Annotated in this window: 20 protein-coding genes; 13 read left to right on the top strand and 7 right to left on the bottom strand. The window is 45.0% G+C overall.

Annotated elements, in window-relative coordinates; genetic code table 11:
• Nucleotides 1–239: 239 nt before the first annotated feature.
• The 3 genes from SSED_RS06500 to SSED_RS06490 all read left to right on the top strand — a co-directional run bounded on the left by SSED_RS06500 (nt 240) and on the right by SSED_RS06490 (nt 3093).
• Nucleotides 240–674: a GNAT family N-acetyltransferase gene (locus tag SSED_RS06500; protein WP_012141612.1), complete on the top strand. Its 435-nt coding sequence runs from the start codon at nt 240–242 to the stop codon at nt 672–674.
• 194 nt (nt 675–868) lie between these two features.
• On the top strand, nt 869–1879 hold the full coding sequence (locus SSED_RS06495; protein ID WP_012141611.1) for a sulfotransferase family protein: 1011 nt from the start codon (nt 869–871) through the stop codon (nt 1877–1879).
• A gap of 95 nt (nt 1880–1974) precedes the next feature.
• Nucleotides 1975–3093, top strand: a complete 1119-nt coding sequence (locus tag SSED_RS06490) for an aspartyl/asparaginyl beta-hydroxylase domain-containing protein (protein WP_012141610.1) — start codon at nt 1975–1977, stop codon at nt 3091–3093.
• Nucleotides 3094–3165: 72 nt separating this feature from the next.
• Here the strand turns inward: SSED_RS06490 and SSED_RS06485 are convergent, their stop codons facing one another.
• Nucleotides 3166–4749, bottom strand: coding sequence for a tetratricopeptide repeat-containing sulfotransferase family protein (locus SSED_RS06485; RefSeq protein ID WP_223295951.1), 1584 nt, complete (start codon nt 4747–4749; stop codon nt 3166–3168).
• A 244-nt stretch (nt 4750–4993) separates the two neighbouring features.
• Here SSED_RS06485 and SSED_RS06480 point away from each other — a divergent pair, with 244 nt between their 5' ends.
• Complete coding sequence (locus tag SSED_RS06480) at nt 4994–5473, top strand: LabA-like NYN domain-containing protein (RefSeq protein WP_012141608.1); 480 nt, start codon at nt 4994–4996, stop codon at nt 5471–5473.
• A gap of 148 nt (nt 5474–5621) precedes the next feature.
• Entirely contained in the window at nt 5622–6101 is a 480-nt protein-coding gene (locus SSED_RS06475; protein ID WP_012141607.1) for a YbaK/EbsC family protein, read from the top strand.
• A 299-nt stretch (nt 6102–6400) separates the two neighbouring features.
• Here the strand turns inward: SSED_RS06475 and SSED_RS06470 are convergent, their stop codons facing one another.
• Entirely contained in the window at nt 6401–7561 is a 1161-nt protein-coding gene (locus SSED_RS06470; protein ID WP_012141606.1) for a porin, read from the bottom strand.
• Between the two features lie 379 nt (nt 7562–7940).
• Here SSED_RS06470 and yiaY point away from each other — a divergent pair, with 379 nt between their 5' ends.
• Entirely contained in the window at nt 7941–9089 is a 1149-nt protein-coding gene (yiaY, locus tag SSED_RS06465; protein ID WP_012141605.1) for an L-threonine dehydrogenase, read from the top strand.
• 990 nt (nt 9090–10079) lie between these two features.
• On the opposite strand, the gene cspE is transcribed toward yiaY, so the two are convergent.
• From cspE to SSED_RS06450, 3 genes are all read right to left on the bottom strand, one after another.
• Nucleotides 10080–10292, bottom strand: coding sequence for a transcription antiterminator/RNA stability regulator CspE (cspE, locus tag SSED_RS06460; protein ID WP_012141604.1), 213 nt, complete (start codon nt 10290–10292; stop codon nt 10080–10082).
• Between the two features lie 327 nt (nt 10293–10619).
• Nucleotides 10620–13736 (bottom strand): efflux RND transporter permease subunit, encoded by a 3117-nt coding sequence (locus SSED_RS06455; protein WP_012141603.1) that lies wholly within the window; start codon nt 13734–13736, stop codon nt 10620–10622.
• A gap of 12 nt (nt 13737–13748) precedes the next feature.
• On the bottom strand, nt 13749–14924 hold the full coding sequence (locus SSED_RS06450; protein ID WP_012141602.1) for an efflux RND transporter periplasmic adaptor subunit: 1176 nt from the start codon (nt 14922–14924) through the stop codon (nt 13749–13751).
• Nucleotides 14925–15547: 623 nt separating this feature from the next.
• Here SSED_RS06450 and SSED_RS06445 point away from each other — a divergent pair.
• The 3 genes from SSED_RS06445 (at nt 15548) to SSED_RS06435 (ending at nt 17998) form a co-directional block, all read left to right on the top strand.
• Nucleotides 15548–15910, top strand: coding sequence for a hypothetical protein (locus SSED_RS06445; RefSeq protein WP_012141601.1), 363 nt, complete (start codon nt 15548–15550; stop codon nt 15908–15910).
• Between the two features lie 411 nt (nt 15911–16321).
• Nucleotides 16322–17623 carry an NAD(P)/FAD-dependent oxidoreductase gene (locus tag SSED_RS06440; RefSeq protein ID WP_012141600.1) on the top strand — a complete coding sequence of 434 codons (1302 nt, stop codon included), beginning with the start codon at nt 16322–16324 and terminating at the stop codon, nt 17621–17623.
• Between the two features lie 159 nt (nt 17624–17782).
• Nucleotides 17783–17998 carry a hypothetical protein gene (locus tag SSED_RS06435; RefSeq protein ID WP_012141599.1) on the top strand — a complete coding sequence of 72 codons (216 nt, stop codon included), beginning with the start codon at nt 17783–17785 and terminating at the stop codon, nt 17996–17998.
• 56 nt (nt 17999–18054) lie between these two features.
• Here the strand turns inward: SSED_RS06435 and SSED_RS06430 are convergent, their stop codons facing one another.
• Nucleotides 18055–18423, bottom strand: a complete 369-nt coding sequence (locus SSED_RS06430) for an acyl-CoA thioesterase (protein ID WP_012141598.1) — start codon at nt 18421–18423, stop codon at nt 18055–18057.
• 336 nt (nt 18424–18759) lie between these two features.
• On the opposite strand from SSED_RS06430, the gene SSED_RS06425 reads away from it, so the two are divergent.
• The 3 genes from SSED_RS06425 to SSED_RS06415 all read left to right on the top strand — a co-directional run bounded on the left by SSED_RS06425 (nt 18760) and on the right by SSED_RS06415 (nt 22819).
• Entirely contained in the window at nt 18760–20265 is a 1506-nt protein-coding gene (locus tag SSED_RS06425; protein WP_041421567.1) for an alkaline phosphatase, read from the top strand.
• 17 nt (nt 20266–20282) lie between these two features.
• Nucleotides 20283–21914 (top strand): alkaline phosphatase, encoded by a 1632-nt coding sequence (locus SSED_RS06420; protein ID WP_012141596.1) that lies wholly within the window; start codon nt 20283–20285, stop codon nt 21912–21914.
• Between the two features lie 128 nt (nt 21915–22042).
• Nucleotides 22043–22819, top strand: a complete 777-nt coding sequence (locus SSED_RS06415; RefSeq protein ID WP_012141595.1) for a hypothetical protein — start codon at nt 22043–22045, stop codon at nt 22817–22819.
• Nucleotides 22820–22940: 121 nt separating this feature from the next.
• Here the strand turns inward: SSED_RS06415 and ltaE are convergent, their stop codons facing one another.
• The gene (gene ltaE / locus SSED_RS06410; RefSeq protein WP_012141594.1) at nt 22941–23951 is read right to left on the bottom strand and encodes a low-specificity L-threonine aldolase; all 1011 of its coding nucleotides are present in this window, start codon (nt 23949–23951) and stop codon (nt 22941–22943) included.
• Nucleotides 23952–24299: 348 nt separating this feature from the next.
• Here ltaE and SSED_RS06405 point away from each other — a divergent pair, with 348 nt between their 5' ends.
• Nucleotides 24300–24947 (top strand): trimeric intracellular cation channel family protein, encoded by a 648-nt coding sequence (locus tag SSED_RS06405; protein WP_012141593.1) that lies wholly within the window; start codon nt 24300–24302, stop codon nt 24945–24947.
• The last annotated feature ends 77 nt before the right edge of the window (nt 24948–25024 follow it).

The following is a 25024-nucleotide window of genomic DNA, read 5'->3' as shown; positions in this document are numbered from 1 at the left end:
AAAGCAGCGCAAATGAGAAGAGGGTTTTGGCGAAAATCTTGTAACAACTCATTGCAAGCAACAAAGGCAAAACCAAACACTTACCCAAAGTTAAATACAGACTAAAATCTGCAACACAGGATACAGAGTGTTAGTACAATTTGAATGATGAGTTTCGCTCACGGAGATCTGACTCCATTAAGCTTTTGCCAGATCTCTGGTAATCTTCATGGTGAGGAAATTAACCTTAAGGACCCACATTGAAACTTTGCTGGTTAGACACTGACAACAGGCGCGATGCATATATTTTCTATAAGCGTTTTTTACCCTATGCCCGACTGAGTAAAAAAGAGAGAGTAGGTGTTTTATATGCCCGAAAAGATGTCGATGAGCGGCAGGTTATTGCAGCTGTCAGGCTAAGACCGATTGGCAGTTTCACGCTTCTCACCGGCATGCTTGTGCATCCGTACTATAGAGAACAAGGTTTAGCTCACCAAATCATGACATCTCTGGCATACATATTTGAAAACAACAGAACGTTTCTCTTCTCACTTCCCTCTCTGGTCGGCTTTTATCGACAGCACCAGTTTATGCCGACAGACGATGTACCTAATGATATTTTGCAGCTTTTTTCAAAGTATCGAGGTCAGGGAAAGGAGCTGGTCTTGATGAAATTCAGTGATGACCTTAAGTGATGCAATGCAGTGACGCCGACGAGCCGCCACTTGTTAAACACTTTCATCCAGAAGGTTAATGCCTGGTTGTTTTTTCCTGTAATACGATTAAAGTAAACTGCTTCTGCATAAGCCCGTTTGGGTTAAATCATCAAGTTAAATAATCATGCCAGAGCCTATGTGGCGGGCCCATTTCATTTCAAAGGTGTTTCATCTTGAATAATCACTGTTTTGACCGTCCTATCATAATCTTGTCGGCCCCGCGCTCAGGCAGCACCCTACTGTTCGAAATTCTTTCTAAGAGCCGCTCACTGTGGACTATAGGAGGAGAGAGTCACGCAATTATAGAGGGTCATAGAGAACTTAATATCACTTCGCGAAACTTCGATTCTAACGCCTTAGACGAGAGCGACTGGAATAACGAGTTACATCAATCTCTGCGTCAGGGGTTTAAAGCACAGTTACGAAACGCAGATGACAAGCCATATCGAGAGGCTGATGGGCCTGTCAGGTTTCTTGAAAAGACGCCAAAAAACAGCCTCAGAATCGACTTTCTCAATAAGGTTTTCCCCGACGCCATCTTTATCTACCTGATCAGAGAGCCTAAAGAAAATATCAGCAGCATAATGCAGGCATGGAGATCGGGCCGATTCCGTACCTACCCTATGCTCCCGGGCTTTGGTGGGGATTGGTCACTCCTGCTGCCAAAAAATTGGCGAGCACTAAAAGGACTACCGCTGGAAAATGTTGCCGCATTTCAATGGCTGCAAGCCAATGAATCGATTATGAACTCCCTGTCCAAGCTACCCGATGAAAAGTGGCATATGCTCTCTTACAGAGATCTCGTCGGCTCCCCCTATGAAACCATCTCATCCTTGACCGAGTTCTGCCAAATCCCATTCGATGATGAGTTAAAAAAGATCTGTGGCGACGCCCTCCCCCACTCCAGATATACCGTTTCCGCTCCGGCAGTAAACAAGTGGCTGCAGAACTACGATGCGATAAAAAGCATATGGCCTGGCCTGCTATCTTGCATCGACAAAATGAATAGCCGGTTAACTAAATTCGGCCTCACTCATCTGGACAGAGAGTTGCAGGATAATCTGGCACCTTCGGTCTCACCAAAGAGTACTGCCGGTGTCTCATTTTCAGGTATATCCAGAAACGCCCCCTGCCCATGTGGTTCACAGAAGCGCTTCAAACATTGTCACGGCCTAGCCCGATAGCACTGGCCAGATAGTAGTGCTTCAAAAATACTGACCCGGTAATATCAAATCGAAAAACAGATAATAATAAGTCATCACCAATGAGGATGCCCTGAATGCAGTTGGAAAATGAGTTTTACAAACTACCTTTAACCTTCGATGTTGAACGGTTAAAGAGAGAGGTTCTACAATTCGATGAAAGCGATTGGGCTCCTCACCATGAACATTTCGAAGGCAACTCTGCGATCCCATTAATATCGGTGGGCGGCGGGTTTAATAATGAGTTCAAAGGTGAGATGAGTCAGACCCCAGCATTAACGCGCTGCTCATATATTCAGCAGGCCATTGCCTCCTTTGGCGAAGTGGTCGGTCGCTCGAGGTTAATGCGGTTAGCACCCGGCAGTGAAGTTCCACTGCATTGTGATATCAATTACCACTGGCATAAACGAGTCAGGATCCATATTCCCATCGTCACCGAAGAGAGCGTCATTTTTCATTGTGGCGAAAAACAGGTCCATATGGCTGCCGGAGATTGTTGGATTTTCGACTCATGGAAACATCATAAGGTCATCAATAACAGTGACTGCTTTAGGGTACATCTGGTCATTGATATTATTGGTTCGAGTCGCTTCTGGTCTATGATTAGAGACCGCTCCACAACTTCACCTTCGGTGGCGGCTCCTCATAATCCCAGCCATTTCCTGGCATACTCTAATGATCGCCCCACACCATTGAAAACTGAAAAATTCAACTTCCCGGTCATCATGTCACCGAGTGAAATTGAAAATCTAACGAATGAACTACACTCTCAAGTCATGGCATTTTCGCTCAATAAAGCTGATTTAGCACAAGAGTTCATCAGGATAATTAAAGACTTCAGCTTAGACTGGCAAGAGTTATGGTCGCAATTTGAAGCAAAAAAAGAAGGTTGGCCCTTCTATCATCAATTAAGGCAACGCACTTTAGAGCAAGCATCTGTTTTTGAAAAAACGGTTAGGGTCAATGAGCAAACCTCGGCCATGAAGGTATTAGTCCATCTCATTATCGCCCCTTCGATGAGCACTGAACTTGCCCAGTCGGCTCCCTCCACAGTGGCTGAGCCCGCTATAGTATCCTCAGCCAAACGCAGCTCTGAAATAAATAGAAAAAAACCGGCGAAATCAATGAGCAGAAACAGCCCATGTCACTGTGGTTCAGGGGAGAAGTTCAAACATTGCCATGGAAAGGTGAGTTAACCAAAAAACGATGAGTCACTGCTGCGAAAATTGATTCCGCCCAAATCGCAGCAGTGTTATCGATAATTTAATTTAGGATAAAAATTCAGATTTTACCTTTTCAGCAATCCCCGCAAGTTGCTGATAACTGCTCGGCATATAAGCCTGATACTTTTGGCTCTGTCCAATCGCTTTAGTATTCATAGGCTGCCTGACTTGGCTCGCACTTGGGGTTAACACCGTTCTTTTTGATTTATAAAAAGTTAAACATTGATCCTCAAACGATAACCCACAGTAATTGAGTAGCTTAGCTATCTCGTCATCGGGAGAATGAACTAACTTTTCAAAGCTGAGATGATAAATATCCTCGCCATACAAGTCAGTCCAATGTCTCATCAAATCCACATAGCGCTTCCAATACACGACAATATTATCGAGTGAGTAAGAGTAGTCGTGTCCACGACTAAAGTGCTGCTTAAACACCCCCATGGCATTATCATTAGCATCCCGAATGACATTGACGATCTTGGCATCGGGAAACAGAGTTTTAATTAAGCCGATATGCAAAAAATTATTTGGATTTTTATCGATAAAATACTCAGGGGTACTTTCAAAGTATTGTGAGACTTGACTTAAATACTGCCGCCTTAAACTATCAAGCTTCTCATCAGTTAACCTTGCCAGCCATTTAGCATACCCGCCAGACATGTCTAACTCTAAAGCCAAGCGTTCCATGTAAGGCAGCTCATCGGTAGCCTCGACCAGCGAGTGGCTAGCTAAAATCTGTTCGGTAAGCGTAGTACCCGATCTCGGCATGCCAACAATAAATATTGGCGTTTGTTGAGTAGCGCACGACTGACTCTTATCTTTTTTAACTGGAGTGCATTCGAGCAGAGAATCGATGATGTGACTAAAAGGAGCGGCTTTAAATGGACGTAACCCCTGCATCAGTCGGTTAGCTTCACTTACTGAATTGAATGACTGCTCATAATCATGCTTTTGCTCGAAAATACGACTCTGAGCAAACAGAAAGAGTGAACGACTGGCATTCGAATATTGGCTTGATTCCAGGTTAGTTTTTAGTGACTTTGCGTCAGTATCGGTAAATGAATAATTTTTAAGATCGGCAAGGCTCCAATAACCTACAGCCTGATGGTCAGGACCCGCCTTTATGTAGTTGTGGTAAAACTCTGCGGCTTTTGCGGTATCGCCTTTAGCTTTGTAAACATGACCTAAGTTAAGTAATACCGAAGGCTCAACTGATCTCTTGTTATGACAGAAATTGAATGCTTCTTCAGCCTCATCCATTAAACCTATCTTGCTAGCCATGATACCAAGCTTAAACCAATTTTCGTGATTTTCAGGCATAAGTTCGACGAGAGTGACCAGATATCGATATGCAGCAAAAAAGTCTTCTCGCTTCTCGGCGATAAAGACTAGTCCCGAAATGGCCTCAAAAGAGTTCGGAGCGAGCGTTTTGATAAGGGAGAATATTCTGAGCGCTTCTTTAAGATCGTTATTTTTTAGCGCAAGGCGGGCCAGAATAATCAATGCATCACATTGCTCCGGGTTACGGCGAAGCACCTTTCTTGCGTACATACCGGCCGATGAGAATTTCTTCTCAGAATAAAAGGCTTTTGCATCACTGAGGTAGCGCTCTTCTCTGTTCAATTCCATTTCCTTTTTCTTATTATTATCTTCATGGCCTATTCTAATCCCTAAATTGCAATCCATGACCTTACCATTGGCACAGATAGAACTATTTGCACGGGTCGCACAGGGCCATTCGCACAATAGCAGATATATCTAATTTTTTAGCCTAAAAATGTTATTGGCTTGTTTAAATTCAGGCTTGCCTTGTCATTATAAGCATAATGAAGTAGAAAGATAAGCCGACTTCACTTTCAGCTCCAGAGACCTTATGACGCCTAAAAAGATTGCCATATTTGTCGATGTTCAAAATATCTATTACACCTGCCGACAAGCCTACGGTCGACAATTCAACTATAGAAAACTATGGCAACACATTAATCATGAGGGGGAGATATCTTCAGCAACGGCCTATGCGATTCATCGCGGTGATGATGGCCAGTTAAAATTCCAGGATGCACTCAAACATATCGGCTTCGATGTTAAGCTAAAGCCCTTTATTCAGAGAAGTGATGGTAGTGCTAAAGGTGACTGGGATGTTGGTATTACCATAGATATCATGGAGGCAGCAAGCGAAGTCGATAGCATTATTCTGCTCTCTGGTGACGGTGATTTCGGTCTCCTTATGCTAAAAATTCATCAAAAGTATGGCATCGATACCCAAGTCTATGGCGTCCCAACGCTAACAGCAAAGTCACTCATCGACTCGGCATGTCAATACCATGAAATTGATGACGCTCTGCTGTTGTAGTGAAGACTCTTGTAGTAAAGAGATTGTGCAGAAATGGAAAACACTTATACCGATTGGTATTCCCCCCCGATATAAAGAGCAATAGAGAGTAGAGTTGAAATAGAGCAGCTATAATTGAAAGGTCATATTGTCTTTTTGAGGTAACATCATGACTATTTCGACACGTTTGAATGATTATCTTAGCGATAACGAGGTCAACTATAACCTCGTGGCTCATCCCCATAGCTTTAACTCTCTGAGTTCTGCGATTGCCGCTCATATCTCTCCGGCACAAGTGGCGAAAGCCGTAATTCTGGAAGACCATGAGGGACGAAAAATGATGGCTGTCCTCCCAGCCGATCATAAGATCAACTTAGGGGCACTCAGCGAAAAACTTAATCGAGATTTCCACCTGATAAAAGAGCAAGCCGTCTATCGGATGTTCAATGACTGTGAACATGGCGCGATACCACCTATCGGTGATGTCTACAATATGGACGCCGTTTACGATGATCTACTAGTGGAGTCTAATGAGCTGTATTTGGAGGCGGGTGATCACAGTAGCTTTATCCATATGGAGCGGAAAGATTTCGTTCGACTGATCAAAGATGCCAAACATCTTAGATTCAGCCATCAAACCATCCATTAGCTCGGGCAGACAATCGAGCGGACATTATTAATACCAATTGGTATTAATAACTGGAACCTGTGGATATTTCAATATAGGTTCCTATCGTTCCTTTAAAGACAGCCACAGAGGATGAGAGCTGCACTTTTCACAGGACCAGTGCAGGTCTATTAAAGTGGCTGAGCGGGTGTTTGTGGATGAAAATCATAAGTGTGAGATGTGGCTTTAGTTGGATATGACCTCAATCTCCTGCAGCGGGAAGCTCATTTCATTGCTTCCCGCTGCTTTATTACACTATGTTAAATCTCTAAATCTCTAAATTAAAAACGCCACTCTTTAGAAAAGTCATACCTGAAGCCAACCACCCAAGATGAGAAGTCATCGAAGTAGTCCATATCACGATACAGATACTCGATATGGAAGCGTAAATTTTCGTCCGGCAACCATTCCAGCGTGGTGTTGTAGCCATCGAACTTCCGACTAATCAATTGCCCATAGCCATCATCAAATTCGAAGTATCCTAACTTAACCTTAAACTGCTCACCCAATGGATAAGCCGCCGCCAAGTCAATGGTATGGCCATCACGGTCTTGAGATATTTGATCCCTTTTGTAAGTTCGCTCCTGATAAGCTGCGGCTAAATACAGGCCATTAGAAAAACCATGGGCAAGAGAAGCTGCCCACACTTCATCCTCACCGGTGATCAACTCAGAATCCAGACTATCCTCAACCAGGTAGCTGATAGCCCCATGAAACTCACCATGATCGAAACCTACCCCAAGATTAACCAGATCGGCATCATCGCTACCACTCCCTCCATCAAATTGTCCAGCCGCAAGCCAGCTAAACTTACCGGTTTGTAAACGGTAGGTAAGCATATTATCGACGAAGAAGACGCTCTCGGCATCATAGGCAAACGGACTATTGGCATGATTGAAGATATCCACATATTCGGCGATCAGCTGGTATTGCGGGGGTCTATCTTTACCTATACCCACTCTGCCATAGGGGCTGGCTACAGCACCGTATGCCTTTCTGGCTTTACCAAAATCACCACTATTTGCCATGTCTATGCTCCATTCGCCATGTAATTCGGCTGTCCATCCAGGCATAAACTCATTGGTTGCTCTGATCCCCGCACGAGACAGTGCATCGCGAACATCATAAAACGTGTCACCATCCTCATCGAGGTAACCAAAGGTCGGTCTCATGGTCGCGTAAGCACTAACTGTATTGTTGGTTTTCTTGGGGACGTCACTGGTTAGCTTATCCGGCACAGACTCGATAGCCGGGACAGCCATGACTTGGTCTTGTTGTTGCGCTTGGAGTTGAGCTTTCTCTAACTGTTCGACCTGTTTTTGGAGTCGCTCTATTTGCAGCTTCAATGATTCGAGTGTTGTATCGGCCCCAACAGCTCTTGTACTAAAAGCTCCTACACAAATTATTATAATGATTAAATTTGCGATTAAATGGTTTCGCATAATTCTTTCCCGGGATTACTAGCGGTAAAAAAAGTATAGACCATTCTTTTTAAAGATAAGATTTAGATGAAACAGAAGCTTCATACCCAGAAGTCATAGTTTTTATGCTGGCAACAAGAAAACAGCCACTGTTTCCCGCTAACCTATGGATAAGATAGAAGTTTAATATAGACGTGGTTCTACTTTTCATAATTAAGACAGTTAATTCCGCCACATTGGTCATAAATTTACAGATTTAGCAATACAGATCTAACTTTGGACCAACTTCCATACTATTAGCGCGACTTTTTAGAGCCAGGTCACACCTTTGGTAAATCAGGATTGGTACTTTAGTTACCAGAATATTAAAACTTTAAACTTTAAGCATAAAGGTGAATTTATGGCTGCTAAATTTTTCATACCGTCGGTCAACGTGTTAGGACAAAACGCAGTTGACGAAGCTATCGGAGACATCAAAACATTAGGCTTCAAAAGAGCATTAATTGTTACCGATAAACCACTGGTCGAAATTGGTCTCGTTGGACAAGTTGCAGATAAGCTAGGCAGTGCCGGCATCGAAGTCACAATCTTCGATGGCGTTCAGCCAAATCCAACTTCGGGTAACGTTGAGGCTGGTCTTGAGTTACTCAAAGCCAATGACTGTGACTTTGTTGTCTCTCTGGGTGGTGGTTCACCTCATGATTGCGCTAAAGGTATCGCCTTAGTGGCAACGAACGGAGGCAGCATCAAAGATTATGAAGGTCTTGATGTTTCTACTAAGCCTCAACTGCCACTTGTTGCGATCAACACGACAGCGGGTACAGCGAGTGAGATGACACGTTTCTGTATCATCACCGACGAAGCTCGTCATATTAAGATGGCCATTGTCGATAAGCACACAACCCCTATTCTATCTGTCAACGATCCTGAGTTGATGTTAGCAAAACCAGCTGGCCTAACGGCTGCTACGGGTATGGATGCACTGACTCACGCAGTTGAAGCTTATGTTTCTATCGCAGCGAACCCAATCACAGACGCCTGTGCGATCAAGGCTATCGAGCTTATCAAAGCTAACCTAGTTGAAGCCGTTGATAATGGTCAGAGTATCGATGCACGTGATCAGATGGCTTACGCGCAATTCCTCGCGGGTATGGCATTCAATAACGCCAGCCTTGGTTATGTTCATGCAATGGCACACCAACTCGGTGGTTTCTATGACCTTCCGCACGGTGTATGTAATGCGCTATTACTTCCACACGTTCAAGAGTACAACGCACAAGTCGCTGCACCACGTTTGAAAGATGTCGCTAAAGCTATGGGTGTTGACGTAACTGCTATGGATGATACTCAAGGCGCTAAAGCAGCAATCGATGCTATCAAAGCACTTTCTGTGGCTGTGAAGATCCCTGAAAACCTCACTAAGCTAGGCGTGAAAGCGGAAGATATTCCAACACTCGCCGATAACGCTCTTAAAGATGCATGTGGTTTTACAAACCCTAAGCAAGCGACACATGAAGAGATCTGTCAGATCTTTACTAACGCTTTGTAAAAATACTCTTTGCGCCGATAAAATAGGCGCAAATAAAGTCGTTTCGTTTTCTCCCTGCACTTGAGAGCGTAACCTAAAGGCCCATTTCATTAGTAATGGGCCTTTTCTTTTGCCCGACTCCCCCATCACTTAGGCAATAATACCAATCGGTATAAGAAAGTGATCTACTCAGAGTTGTTTTTGGCAAACTAATTCAAGGCGAATGGATGAGGGAATGGTGCTCCCTTCTGAAGTCATTCAACGCAGAAGTAGGCAGCCAAAAACACTCCTGAAAGGCGAGTCTTAGCGCATCCGATGCCGTGTTAACGAGCTTAAACGTAGAATAACTATGTTCTTCACTCGTTGCGAGCAACATGGATGTTGCAAATGTCATTCATGCAGGAGCAATTAATAACCTTGCCTCAGAAGCGCTAAATTCTCGCTGAGCGATCACACCTTTATACCGATTGTTATAACCATCAAATACACCAACAAAATGGACAAATGATGAGATAACTAGCGATCTAACTCTAAATTTCGAGATAAACAGCTAACACACAATGATACAAGTGTTATATCTTGTCATCAGTTAGCTTTTTCCCTGCAAAGAATCAGCAAGCTAGAAGGCCTGTTTACTCTATATGAGTGAACGGGCCTTTTTCATATCCACCTCTATCCCTATCGGTTTATCTCTTATCGGTATAAGAAAGTAATCTACTCAGAGTTTGTTTGGCAAACTAATTCAAGGCGAATGGATGAGGGAATGGCGCCCCCTTTTGAAGGGTAATCCCCCCGAAGTAATTCAATGCAGAAGTAGCCAGTCATAACCCATATCGAAGAGCAAAGCTTAGCTCACACCCAAAATCAGTGGAATGGCTTTATGGAGAGCAAAAACTTAGCGTACACTAGGGTCTGATATAGAGTGAAGCAGAGAGGGATAAACGGTAATCGACAGGCACAAAAAAGGCCACCCGAAGGCAGCCTTTAATTATGATCTGGATAAATTCCAGATTAGATAGCTACTACGTTCGCAGCTTGAAGACCTTTTTGGCCTTGCTCAACTTCAAAAGATACTTTCTGACCTTCTGCAAGAGTCTTGAAACCATCTGAAGCGATAGCACGGAAATGAACGAATACATCATCACCGCCATTTTCTTGAGAAATAAATCCGAAACCTTTCTCTTCGTTAAACCATTTTACTGTACCAGTAGTTGAATTAGACATGTATTGCCCCTTATAAATTCATTAAAAAATATCGCGGAAATGCGAAGTGCTGAGAAGTTGAATTATTACGATGAAGCTAAGGGAAACACTACGGACAAAAACTTTCGAAGATCTGACGCGGGTTTACTTTACTTGATTCTTTAATAACTCCAAACAACAGAGCGATGCGTAGAATACCACGAATTCACGAATTGTAAACATAAACTATTCAGATAAACCAAATTAAGGGTTTTAGCCGTATATAGATAGCTGGCTAGGTTTAAGATATAGCAAAAAGGCCCACGGTAATTCGTGAGCCTTTTTCAGAGCTGAGTTTATCTCATATTGCTAAGCTTTCGCCTCACCTTTCACTCGCTCTCTGAGCTTTTGCATCATCACATAAAACACAGGAACCAGCAGAGTACCAACAATAGTCGCTGCAAGCATGCCGCCGAACACTGAGTAACCCAGAGCACGACGACTCCCCGCTCCAGCACCAGTCGCAATGACCAGAGGAAGCACACCGAGCAGGAAAGAGAAGGCTGTCATTAATACCGCACGAAAACGCAGTCTGGCAGCCGTTTCACCCGCATCGAGAATACTCTTCCCCTCTTCTCTTAGCTGTTTTGCAAATTCAACGATCAAGATTGCATTCTTACAAGCCAGTCCAATCAAGAGCACCAAACCAATCTGAGCATAGAGGTTCAGGTCTGTTCCCATCAGCCAAATATTAAGGAAGGCCCCAAGTAATGCAATAGGTACCGCCAGCATTACCGCAAACGGAATTGTCCAGCTCTCATACTGAGCCACCAGGAAAAGATAAGTAAACACTAACGCCAAACCAAAGATAAGTGGCGCTAAATTGCCCGCCTTAATCTCCTGAAACGTCTGACCGGTCCATTGATAGCTATAACCTGTAGGCAGACTCTGCTCTGCCGCACGCTCCATCGCCTTAATCGCGTCCCCCGAGCTAAACCCTGCCGCCGGGAAGCCGTTAATGGTAGTCGAACTAAACATATTGTATGAGTTCATCACATCGGGGCCTAAGATAGGCGTCACCGTTACCAGCGTGCTCAGAGGCACCATCTCACCACTTGCCGAGCGCACGTAGAAACTGGAAATATCCCTATCCGAATTACGAAACTCACCTTCGGCCTGCACAATAACTCTAAACACCTTACCGTAACGGTTAAAGTCATTCACATACATAGACCCAAGCATGGTCTGCATAGTTGTGAATATCTCGTTCAATGAGATCCCTAACGCCTTGGCTTTATCCCTATCGACATCCACATACATCTGCGGAACATCGGCACGGAAGTTACTAAATGCCATGGCGATTTCTGGCTGCGAATTAGCTTCCATTATCAGGGCTCGCATAACAGAAGCCAACTCTTGAGGTGAGCGACCTTGAGTATCTTGCAGCACAAACTCAAATCCTCCCACACTACCCACCCCCGGAATTGGCGGCAATGAGAACGCCATGGCTTTCACCGAAGGGTTAGCTGCATATTTGACCTGAAGCTTAGCCACGATAGCCGCCTCGACCATATCTGGAGTATCTCGCTCCTCCCAGGAGGAGAGGGTAACGATCATCAAGCCACCATTGGACGATACTGAACCGGTTAAGATACTGAAACCACTGGCGTGGATCACATTCTCAACACCAGGTTCAGCCAGAGTCAACTCGACTAACTCTTTCATCACCTCTTCTGTACGGTTAAGTGATGCACCATCGGGAAGTTGGATATCGACCATAAAGGCTTTCTTATCTTCCATAGGCACAAAGCCTGAAGGTAAGATTTTTGCCACTCCGCCCGTGACGGCAATTAAACAGACATAAACCACAACCACTAAAGACAGCTTACGGGTCAATGATGAGACGAGCCCCATGTACTTACCGGTGAAACGTTCAAAGTATTTATTAAACGAGGCATGAAAACCTGTTTCATGCTGTTTAGGTGCTCTGAGTAACGAGGCACATAGCGCCGGACTCAAGGTTAGTGCGTTTATTGAGGAGATAAGTACAGCGATACAGATGGTCACAGAGAACTGTGCATACATCTGTCCGGTAATACCAGGCATGACAGCCGTGGGAGCAAAAACAGCAAGCAACACCAAGGTGGTCGCAATAATAGGGCCGGTAACCTCTTTCATCGCCTTAGATGTCGCCTCCTTTGGAGAGAGACCTTCATCCTGCATCAGACGAGTCACGTTCTCTACCACCACGATCGCATCATCTACCACAATACCAATGGCTAAGATCAATGCGAACAGAGACACGGTATTAATGCTCATGCCAAACAAGAGCAGGAACGCAAAGGTACCAATTAAGGAAACCGGAATCGCAATTCCGGGAACCAGAGTCGAGCGTGCATCCTGCAAGAAGATATAAACAACTAATACAACCAGCGAGATAGAGATGAAGAGGGTCTGTACTACCTCTGTAATCGAAGTTTCAACGAACTCAGTCGTGTCATAAAGCACTTCGTATTCCAGATCCGTTGGAAAACGCTCTGACAACTTAGCCATCTCGGTTTTAATTCCGGCGGCAACTTCCAATGCATTAGCATCAGGTGACTGATAAACAGCAATAATTGCCGAAGGCTTATTGTTTAACTTACCTTGTGCATCATAGGTTTGAGAACCTAACTCGACACGAGCCACATCGCTGACAACGACTTTGGAACCATCGTTGTTCGCTCGGATCATAACATCCTTAAACTCCTGTGGATCTTTCAAGCGCCCTTTAGTTTGTAAGGTGTACTGAAACTGCTGATCTGGATCCACAGGCGCAGCACCGATGCGTCCAGCCGCAACTTGGATATTTTGCTCCTGCAAAGCAGCAATCACATCTTTTGCTGTCACACCAAAGCTTGCCATTTGATTGGGATCGAGCCAGATCCGAATTGCGTAATCGAGCGAGCCGATCACTTGAACCTTAGAGACACCATTTTGACGAGCAAGCGCATCCTTGATATTCAATCCGGCATAGTTAGTAATAAACAGCGAGTCGAAGGTCTCGTTGGGGGAAACCAGATTCACCACCATCAACATATTGGGGCTCTGTTTCTCGACTTTAACCCCCTGACGTTTAACCTCTTCGGGCAGACGCGGCATCGCCTGCTGCACTCTGTTTTGTACTTTAACCTGCGCCATATCGGCATCTGTGCCCACTTCGAATGTTACATTTAATGCGTAACTTCCATCGTTGGCACTCTTAGACTCCATATAGAGCATACCTTCGACGCCATTGACCTCAGCCTCGAGTGGCTGAGCTATGGTATCTTTAACCACACCGGCACTCGCACCGGAATAACTCGTAGACACGTTAATTTGAGGTGGCGCTATTTCAGGAAACTCAGACACTGATAAAATAGGAATGGAGATAAGTCCAACCAAGGTCAACACAGTAGAAATAACAAAGGCGAACTTAGGCCTGTTAATAAAGAATTCACTAATCATAATTATCCCCTACTATGATGCGTTATTGTTCGGGGAAGATTTAGTGTCTTGAAAAGGCACAACTTCTTGCTCAACCGCTTTCACCTGAATACCCGGGCGAATTTTCTGCAGACCGTCTACGACGATACGCTCTCCATCATTCAATCCGCTTATCACACGCCAATCGATACCGAAGCGTTCGCCGAGTTCAACGATGCGTTTCTCGACCATATCTTGATCATTTAGTACCATCACGAATCGACCCTGTTGATCTTCCTGTACCGCCGCTTGTGGGATCAGCAATGCGTTCTCTTTAACCGGAGATTCAATCACGAGCGTGACAAACATTCCCGGCAACATCATTTTCTCACCATTCTTGAATGTGGCTCGAATGGGTAAAGTGCCCGTCGCCGCATCGACTCTGTTACTGACAAAATCGATAAAACCCGTTTCGTTGAACATAGAGCCATTTGGCAGTCGCAGGCTGATAACGATATCCGAAATCTGTATCTCTCTATCGGCCGCCTTAGAAAAGTTTTGCTTAGCGTTAATCAAGGCTCTTTCAGCAACCTGAAAATTAACCCACATAGGTTGCAGTTGAACCAGGTTAGCCATGTCCGAGTTAGGGGTGATGATGTCACCGGTACTGACCATAGCATTACTGATACGCCCGGAAATAGGTGCATATACCTTGGTATAGCTTAACTGCAGCTCAGCACCTTGCACCGCAGCTTCAGCCTGAACAACACCAGCCGCTGTCGTGAGTTTACGCGTGGTGAGCTCATCCATATCCTGCGCGCTGATCATGCCGTCGGGAAGCAAGCGCCTACCACGCTCCCAGTTCATGACGGCGACATCACGCGACGCGAATGCCTGCTTTAACACCGCTTTTTGTTGAGCTAACTCAGCGACGTAAGTAGCGGGATCGATCTCGAACAGGAGATCCCCCGCTTCCACATCGTCACCCTCGACGAACGTTCTTTTAAGTAACTGCCCCTGAATTTGAGATTTTATGGTGACATCTTCTGAGGCATTTGTGCGTCCAACAATCTCCGTCTTTGACTGGATCTCTTCCGTTTTAGCGGTATTGACGATCACACTTGGCAACATGGCTTGCCGAGGTGCCGGGGCCTCACCGCATGCCGTAAGCTGTAAACCTGCGATGAAGAGAATACCCCATTTAAATTTTGAAACGGTTTGAGCAGCCATACAGGCCTCCGATAAGAGTTTACAAATTTAGATTATTTTCAAGAAATTATAAGCAGATAAAAGACTTATTGAAACCTGTTTACAAATTTATTTCATAAAACTAACAGTCAAAAACTGTGACAAACCTTTTAATGCAACTATTCCTTAAGCCTTAAGCTCCCAATGCAGGTAAACGACTCTAGAGGGATGCAAAAGCCAAGATATATAGCCCTGTTTTATTCTAGATTTTGAATCTGGTGAATTCTCCTTTAAAAATCAAAAGCAGGAAAATCAGATAGCATCAGCTTTACTGATAGATAAGGCTCAATCTCAACTTCTCATACACGCTTAAATTCTCATCTCTAATGGAACTCATTGGTCAAATAACATCACAGACTGTCAATTAGCTGTTGCTTTATTAACCGAAAGCGAAGCAAGTTTTAAAGCAGTGGTAAAAGTGAGATCTAGCACAAGGTTATAGGTAATAAACTCATGCTAAAAAAGAGTCAGACCAGCTTGAATAACTTCTGACTTATTACGTTAACTGGAACAGTAAACTTATATGAGTAAGGACAAATAAAGTTGACCAAATTGAATAGCAATGCCTATGATGGCATCAGTATCCGAAAACAGGTAGGTAATATATGACAGCAATTTCCCATGTCTACAACTATACAGTTCGATGCCCACACATTAAGGACCCTGCACATCCAACCACCTGGCAAAACCATGTAGAATTCAATCAGTCTTGCGAAATTGGCTTAAACCGAATCACTAAATGGCATGGCCGTTCAGGTCACCGTATTTTTGAGATTGATGGTTTTGTCGTTCGTGAAGCCGACACCGAAAGCGCATACTTTGCGATGCAAACCAGTCGACTCAGAGGCGATGGTCACGCTTTGGCTACATTCAAGATATTTATGGATGACGCGACTAAAGACACATCAGTCGAAGAGATTATGCAGCACCTCATTGCAGACTATAGCGACAAGATCGCAGGTCTTTAATATCGATGAAAGTTTTCACTCTTTAGCAATTAAATGCCTTTAATATAAAATGAAACTGCCTCAATTGATGAGGCAGTTCACGTTCAAGCCCGACCAAATTCTGCACAGATCACACTTTCATACTTTCCCTCCCCCAGGAAAAGCACCAGATAAGTTTAATGGTAAAAAAATAACACCATAAAAAATCAATAACTAACACTAAACATTGTAAAATCTAACGACTTTACCACTCATTTCTATCCAATTGCCGATTTTTATAGGTACTGTTACACTTTTTCAGCCATTAATCTGTTCATAAAAATTAGAAAACATTATTGGTCGTGATTGGAAAACAACGAAACAGAGTCATCTGCCAATCCTATGTATGATTAAACCTCTTCATTATTAATTAGTTAAAGGATAATTAAACTCATGCAAGAAATGGTCAATATAGTCATCGTCGGTGGTGGTGCTGGTGGAATGGAGATCGCCACAAAACTAGGTCGTAAACTTGGAAAAAAGGGGAAAGCTCGGGTCACTCTAATTGATTGTGCCGAGAGCCATGTCTGGAAGCCATTGCTACATGAGGTTGCCACCGGCGCACTGGATATCGGTATCGATGCCCTCAGTTATCGAGGTCATGCCGCCAATCATGGTTATCATTTTCAGCAAGGTGCTATGACCAATATTGATCGTGATAATAAACAGGTTATCTTAGCGCCTATTATGGATGATTCCGGTGAAGAACTGTTGCCGGCACGTCGTATCAGTTATGACTATCTGGTTATTGCCATCGGCAGTATTGCCAATGACTTCAAGATCCCGGGTGTTCGTGAGCACTGTGTCTTCTTAGACAGTACAGAGCAGGCTATGCAGATCCGCAGCATGTTACTAAATAAATTCATGCGCTATGCGAGCCACCATCAGCTGGATGAGAAGATAAAAATTTCAGTTGTTGGAGCGGGAGCCACCGGAGTTGAGATGTCTGCCGAAATGCATCACGCCGTCGATCAGCTCAGCGGTTTTGGTTACAAAATCGATAGCAGCCTGTTAGAGATAACCTTGGTCGAAGCCGATGAGCGAATCTTACCTAAAGTAGAGAAAAGAGAGATCTCGGATTCGGTAGCGAAGGAGCTTACCGCAATTGGTGTCAATGTGCTTACCAGTACCCGTATCAGTGAAGTCACCCCCGAAGGATTACATACTACCGAAGGTCAACAGATCCCTGCGGATATGGTTATCTGGTCAACGGGAGTTAAGGCACCCGATTTCTTGAATGAAATTGGTGAGCTTGAGAGTAACCATATCAACCAGGTTATGGTTAAGAAAAATATGCAGACAACCCGCGATCCCCATATCTTTGCCATTGGAGATTGCGCAGCCTGCCCACAGGAAGACGGAAGCTGGGTTCCGCCAAGAGGTCAGTCTGCAAGACAGATGGCATTGATGACAGCGGATAACATCAGCCTGATGCTGGAAGATAAATCACCTAGTCACGAATACGTTTATAAAGATCTGGGCTCATTGGTTAACTTGTCTAAATTTCATACCGTGGGTAACTTGATGTCATTCATGGGAGGAGGCGTATTGGTCGAAGGTAAGATAGCCAGATTCGTCTATACCTCCTTGTATCGTAGACATTTGATCGAACTTCACGGGGTATTTAAAGGGACCTTGCTGATGTTTGCCAAGGGGATCAGCCGCATTATTCATCCTCACTTGAAGCTCCACTAAGCTCAGAAATCAAGCCTGTAGTTATCACATGGAGCCTCCCAGCGGAGGCTTTTTCATTTCTGAAAAACAGGTTAAAATAACAAACAATCAACAACATTTTTCACGCATACCAATCACTTTATTGAGTTATTGGCATAAGCGGTTCACATAAGAGTAACCATGACTAAATCACTATCACTAACATTGATCCTCGCCACTCTCATCACCCTATCTGCCTGTGCAGAACTTAAAGAGACAGGGCGTATCATCGGAGACACCACCAAAGAGGTGACAACTGAAATTGGTCATGCAACAAGAGACACGACCAAGGCCATAGGTCATGCATCTCGTGATGCCGTAAAGTCGGTTAACGACGATCTGAGTAAAAAAGACTAACAGTTTAATTATCGGCCAGGTTTGTTCCTGGCCGAATCACCCATTCTTGTCTCCCCTTAGGCGGCACACGCTCGTATTCCATGTGCCAATGGCACACCTTTCTCATCGACATTCACAAACACCATCTTGTTGATACAAACCACAGGAAGATGGGTCATCTTATTTCTCACTTCACATCGAACCACAATAGAGGTGCTACCGGCACTGATTAACTCCAGACCAAACTCGATGACATCTCCCTGCCTAGCAGGTGCCATAAAGTTAATTTCAGAGATAAGCTTAGTGACGATACTTACACTCTTCATCTGACAACCAGCAAAGATAGCCGCCTCCTCATCGATCCAACTCAAAAGTTGACCACCAAAAAGTGCATTGGCGGGATTCAAATGCTCAGGTTTAATAAACCTTCGGCTATAATATTTCATCCGTCTCTCTCCTTATAATTCACGCTCAACATGACCCACTATTGACAACACAAAGCTAGTACCCACAAATAGGCGGCATGAATAATGCCAATTTTTTTAAAGTTTATTATCAACAACTTATAGTTATCACAAGTAAACCCATTGCACCAAAAGAGGGATTAATTAAGTAGGACCTCACCTTAATGAAACACCCCCCCATTGGAATAGTGAATCCGAATTTAACTCATTTCAGCGTCACAAAAGCTCAACATTAGTGTCCTCTGCTCGTCATATAAATCACCGACTATCATCGCGTTAACCAGCGAGTCCCAAAGTAAACTCAATAATTAAAGGGTGATGATAGTGATTAATATGAAAACTGTAGCTGCGCTCGTTTCATGCAGTTTATTGACTATGGCGGCCAATGCAGCCCTGTTACCATCGACGCAAACTGACAGCGAATGGTTTAAAGCCAGCGCGCTTAAGGTCGCGGAAAAAACTGAACAACAGACTAAAGAGAAGGCTAAAAACGTTATTCTTTTTGTTGGTGATGGCATGGGGATCTCAACCCTGACGGCCGCCCGGATCTATCAGGGGCAACAAGTCCAAGGCAATAAAGGTGGTGAAGAGAACTTTCTCAGCTTCGAGAACTTTCCAAATACGGCATTAGTTAAAACCTATAACACCAATCAGCAGACTCCTGACTCTGCCGGCACCATGACAGCGATAGCCACAGGCGTTAAGTCTAAGGCGGGCGTATTATCTGTCTCTGATACCAGTTTACGCGGTAACTGCTTGTCATCTAGAGGGAATGAACTTGTCACTCTCGTCGACCTTGCGAATGCGAAAGGACTATCAACAGGTGTTGTTAGTACCGCACGTATTACCCATGCTACCCCGGCAGCCACCTACTCAAATACCCCGGAACGTAACTGGGAAGCTGACAGCAACCTACCAACTGAAGCCGTTGCAAATGAGTGCCAAGATATCGCATACCAGCTTGTGATGCGTGATGAAGCCAATGCGCTTTCTGTGGCACTCGGCGGCGGCCGTCGTAACTTCATCCCGGATACGGTTACAGATGGTGAAGATAAGTCGGGTCGTCGAGCCGATGGCGTAGACCTGACTAAAGTCTGGACCGAAAACTTCACAAATTCCGCTTATGTATGGAATAAAGCCGGGTTCGATGCCATAGACACAGAATCAACGGATCACCTGCTGGGCTTGTTCAACTCCTCGCACATGGAGTATGAGGCAGACAGAGCCGATGATACAGGCGGTGAGCCCTCGCTCACACAGATGACTACTAAGTCTATCGACATTCTAAAGAAGAATGAGCAGGGCTATCTGTTAATTGTTGAATCGGGGCGAATAGACCACGCCCACCACGCAGGTAACGCAAGCCGTGCACTGGCTGACACCGTTGAGCTTTCAAACGCGGTGCAGGCCGCACTCGACAATACCGATCCTGAAGAGACCTTAATCATGGTTACCGCGGATCATAGTCACGTATTCACTATTGCCGGTTACCCGAAACGCGGAAACCCTATCTTAGGCTTAGTTCACAATGTCGATGGCAATCTGGCGAGCGCCGATGATGGCAAACCATACACCACATTAGGTTACACCAATGGTCCCGGCGCCGTCATAGGGCTGCGTGATGATCTAACATCGGTCGACACTCAAGATAAAGATTTTATGCAACAGGCTCTTATTCCGATGGGAAGTGAAACTCATGCGGGTGAAGATATCAGCTTACATGCCACAGGCCCGGGCTCACATCTGGCCCAGGGCGTTATCGAGCAAAATGTTATTTTCCATATCATCAATCAGGCCCAATCCCTTGACGGCACGAAATATTAGAATCCTGGAGCAAAAAAATGAATAAGAAAATACTCGTACTGTCTACGGCAGCCATATTAGGTCTGGCGGCATGTGGAAGCGACGGTGACAATGGCGCAAACGGCAACGATGGTAACAATGGCAGCGATGGGAGTAACGGCAGTGACGGTAAAGACTGGACAACCGTAAATGAGTGGTATATCGATGGACAGCGCCGTGTAACCAAAGCCGCCGACACCCTAGTAAACAACCAGGCCGGCGCAGCGAAGAACATTATATTGTTCGTTGGTGATGGCATGGGGATATCCACAGTTACCGCCGCGCGTATTCTTGAAGGGCAGTTAAAAGGAGATACGGGGGAGGAAAACTCACTCTCTTTTGAAACCCTTCCCCATGTCGGCCTGGCTAAGACTTACAATGTCGATGGCCAAACGCCGGATTCTGCGGGCACCATGACGGCTATGGTCACAGGCGTTAAAACCGATGTAGGTGTGATATCTCAGGCCGAGGGAGTCACTCGTGGCAATTGCGCTTCGACCTCAGGGCAGAACCTGATGACCTCACTCGAACTCGCTTCAATAGCTGGCTTATCGACAGGGGTTGTCTCTACCGCCAGAATCACCCACGCGACCCCCGCCGCGACCTACGCTCACTCACCCGAGCGTAACTGGGAGAGTGATGCCGACCTGCCGGCAGAAGCGGTAACAAACGGCTGTAAAGATATTGCCGCTCAACTATTAGACTATAGCTATGGCACTGGAGTGAATGTGGTCATGGGTGGAGGTCGACGCGCCTTTATTCCTAATACCGTTATCGATGGCGAAGGTAAAACTGGTAAACGTAAAGATGGACGAGACCTCACCGCAGAATGGACGGCAAAATACACCAATGCAGCCTACGTCGAAGACAGAGACAGCTTTCTAGCATTAGACCCAACAACAACCGACCATGCCCTTGGCCTGTTCAACTCATCCCACATGGAGTATGACTACGACCGGACGACACAAGGGGTAACGGGTGAACCGTCACTGGCCGAGATGACGGCTAAAACCATCGACATTCTCAAGAAGAATGATAAAGGCTTTGTGCTTATTATCGAAGCCGGTCGAATCGATCATGCGCATCATGCTGGTAATGCAGCCAGAGCCCTTCACGATACCATTGCACTGTCTGAAGCTGTTCGTGTCGCGATGGAGAAGACCTCCTCTAAAGACACCCTGCTTATGGTCACCGCCGATCACAGCCATGTATTTACCATTGCGGGCTATCCAACCCGTGGTAACCCGATACTCGGACTGGTTAAAGGCAACGACTCAGCCGGAGCGCCGGTAGTTACCAACTCGACGGACGCTAACGGTCTGCCCTACACCACCCTTGGATATACCAATGGACGCGGGTTTGCAGATCTGAATACTGGTGGCGATGAGCGTTATGGTTACCCTATCCAGGCGGGTCGAGTCGACCTGAACTATGTCGACACGCTTAATGCCGGTTTCCATCAAGAGGCGCTCATTCCATTAGAGAGTGAAACTCACGCCGGTGAAGATGTCGGGATATTCGCCAGTGGCCCGGGTGCACATCTGATACAGGGAACGGTAGAGCAAAACCATCTCTTCCATGTGATGAATCACGCTGCAAACCTGGTGGTAAAAGCACAAGCGACCCAGTAAATATCGACAGAGAGATTAACAAACTAAATCATTGCACTTAAAGATATGGTTTAGTCAATCAGGGTCACAAAGATGAGTTTTTGATGACCTTGATTTTATTTTTCCTTCAAAAAAGTAGTGGAGTTTTCATGAAGTACACTTTACTTAGCGCTGCGATATTGTTTTCGATTAGCCTCCCCTCTCTTGCCCATTCAGCAACGGAGGCTCAAGAGCTACAACAAACGCCGGCGTCTTCATTTGAGTGCGAAGGTTTAACCTCTGACAACATAGATGCCCGATATGCCGTTTTTAGTGACCAATCTCAATCGGGAGATGAGGTGAGCGATAGGGATATTCGACTCATTAAAAGCCAGAACAGAGTGATCTACAAAAAATCCCCCATAGCGTTTGAGGCCTGGGATAGAAATGGCGAATATGTACGTTATTTTCCACAGGAGCAGCGCTCAATCACTTATCGGCCAAGCGACCTCCGCTCTCTCAATATGACCTATGACCTTGAGCAACTATTCCACTTAGTATCGCCTAAGCTCAAATCACAACTAGAGCCGACTGAGAGTATCGGGCGTTCATGTTTTACAGTGAATAAATACCGAGGCAAACAAGATGGACAAGAGATAGAGCTGGAGTGGATAGCATCACTTTCGCTCCCCTATCTACTTACCTTAGGGCAAGGCCAGCAACGGATAACCTATCGCTTAATCTCCGCTAACAACATCAGCAAGAACGAATTCGATGCCCTCACCAGAGATTATAATGATCTGGATTTCGCCGATGTCGGCGATAGTGAATCAGACCCTTTTATCGCTAAGATGATAACTCAGGGATTTATCCAACATGGTAATTCAGGTTTTTATGACAGTAATGGCAATCGGCTATCTGATGGTCATGGCAGTCATGCTCACTAAACGTTACAGACACTAGCCGTGACATACATTGGCCTTTAGATACACAGACCTGAAAATAAAAAAGTCTGCCGATGCAGACTTTTTTCATATAAAACCCATCGGGGGAAATTGCCTGACTAAGCTATTTCAGATAACGCTTAAGTTCACCAATAAAGGTATCAATATCGGCGCGACTTATATCGGCATGAGTCACTAACCTGAGTGTGGAACCAGAGCTTATCAAGATCCCACTCTGCTTTAGTTTAACGGCAAGGGAGCTTATATCTACGCCATCATTTACATGTGCGAATACCATATTTGTCTGAACTTGGGCGAGATCGACTCTGAACTCTGTCAGCATAGACAGCTGCTCTGCAAGATAACCGGCATTATCATGATCGATGGCTAAGCGCTCAACCTGATCCGTTATCGCTAAACTCGCTGCCGCAGCAAGTATACCGGCCTGACGCATTCCGCCACCTAACATTTTACGCCAGCGTCTCGCTTTACCTATCAAGCGTTCATCACCCAACAGGATAGAGCCCACCGGAGCACAAAGGCCTTTAGATAAGCAGATAGAGACAGAATCAAAATATTGAGTGATCTCGCTAATCGCAATATTCTGAGCAACGGCCGCATTAGCAACTCGCGCCCCGTCGAGGTGAATTTTTAACCCATGGTTAAAAGCTAACTGTTGAGCCTCGGCAATATAACTCTGGGGAAGCACCTTACCGCCGATAGTATTTTCTAAACTCACCAGTCGCGTATTGGCAAAATGCACGTCATCGGGCTTGATTGCCCCTTTGATATCCGACAGTAAAATCGAACCATCATCTTGATTGTTCAGGGGCTGAGGTTGGATGCTACCAAGCACCGCGGCGCCGCCGCCTTCAAATTTATAGTTATGAGCCTGTTGACCACAGATATATTCATCGCCACGCTCACAATGTGACATCAAGGCTAACAAATTAGCTTGTGTACCCGATGAGGTAAACAAAGCGCCATCGAAACCATACATTTCAGCAGCCAGTGCCTCTAAACGATTTACTGTCGGATCATCACCATAAACATCATCCCCAACTTCGGCAGTCGCCATCGCTTTACGCATCGCCTCTGTCGGCATGGTCACGGTATCGCTACGAAAATCTATCATAAGGCCCCTTTACAACTAATAAAAAATTTCGAGATTAGGCATACTAACCTTACCGCTGACTCGGTGCTACTGTTAATCGAGCAGAGAAGGTCCCTGAAAGTATCAGCAAGGTTTTGGCGAACATTCAACCATCTATACCCCAAGAAGCTATTTCAAACGCACACTAAATATAAAGATTAGCATTAATAGGAACAAAATTAACACAAAGCCTTAATACATAAGCAACCAAGGTGGAATTCGACCATCAAACCATTAAAATATCTAATGCTAAAAAGCAAAAAATGTCAGTATTCAACAAACGGATTTTAGTGCAAAATCTCCGCTCTTTTCTCACGATGGCGTATTCCAATGCAAGAAGTTCAATTTATCAGCCTACTTTGGCTTATCGGTATAATTGCAGAAGCGATGACCGGAGCGCTATCCGCAGGAAAAAAACAGATGGATCTTTTTGGTGTTGTGATTATTGGCTGCGCCACCGCGATAGGTGGCGGAACCCTAAGAGACATGTTACTGGGTAACTACCCACTAATATGGGTCGAGAACGTACATTACCTGATAGCCATAGCGTTTGCTTCGCTATTAACCGTATTAATCGCACCGGTAATGCGTTATCTGTCCAAGTTATTTCTGGCTATCGATGCACTCGGCTTAGCCGTATTTTCCATCATAGGTGCCCAGAAAACCTTAATGTTAGGTTTTAGCCCGGTTGTTGCTGTCGTAATGGGAGTTGTCACCGGAGTATTTGGTGGCGTGATCCGCGACATCTTGTGTAACCAGGTACCATTGATTTTCAAGAAAGAGCTTTACGCCTTAGTCGCACTGCTAACCGCGGGCCTATATGTTGGTCTTAAGTCTCTTGAAATAGCGGAGTCTATCAACTTAGCTATCTGTTTATCATTTGGTTTCAGCTTCAGAATGTTGGCGATTAAATTTCACTGGGGCATGCCCAAGTTTGATTACCAATACGAACATGGCCATGATGGCGCGTCACACTAAGGTTAGCCTTAAGCATTCAAACAAAAAGCCAGACATAAATAAGGTCGGCATATGCCGACCTTATTTATTTGTTCTTA

This window comes from Shewanella sediminis HAW-EB3, assembly GCF_000018025.1.
Lineage (GTDB): Bacteria > Pseudomonadota > Gammaproteobacteria > Enterobacterales > Shewanellaceae > Shewanella > Shewanella sediminis.
Note: the sequence above shows the minus strand (reverse complement) of the source record. Positions and strands in the feature narration are given on the sequence as shown.